The 305-nt window shown below is 72.1% G+C and carries 1 protein-coding gene; it reads right to left on the bottom strand.

What is annotated here, in order from left to right:
- A partial coding sequence (locus D473_RS25360) for a phosphopantetheine-binding protein (RefSeq protein ID WP_241474867.1) occupies nucleotides 1-290 on the bottom strand: 290 nt, incomplete at its 3' end.
- Nucleotides 291-305: the final 15 nt, after the last annotated feature.

Below are 305 nucleotides of genomic sequence, written 5' to 3'. Positions count from 1 at the left end.
AGGGCCGCGACACTGGGGTGGGAGAAGACCTGCTTGGAGGTCAGGGTGATGCCGGCCCGGCGGGCGCGGGAGACCAGCTGGATGCTGAGGATGGAGTCGCCGCCCAGGGCGAAGAAGTCGTCGTGCGCGCCGACCTTCTCGGTGCCCAGCACGGAGGCGAACACCTCGGCCAGCTCCCGCTCCACCCGGGAACGCGGAGCCACGAAGAGACCTCCGCCGCCCCCGTCCCCGCCGGTGCCCGGTTCGGGCAACGCGCGCCGGTCCACCTTGCCGTTGGCGTTCAGCGGCATCGTCTCGAGCGGTAC

This window comes from Nocardiopsis xinjiangensis YIM 90004 (assembly GCF_000341145.1).
In the GTDB taxonomy this organism is placed as follows: domain Bacteria; phylum Actinomycetota; class Actinomycetes; order Streptosporangiales; family Streptosporangiaceae; genus Nocardiopsis; species Nocardiopsis xinjiangensis.
The sequence above is the reverse complement of the archived record's forward strand: the minus strand, read 5'-3'. Positions and strand labels throughout refer to the sequence as shown.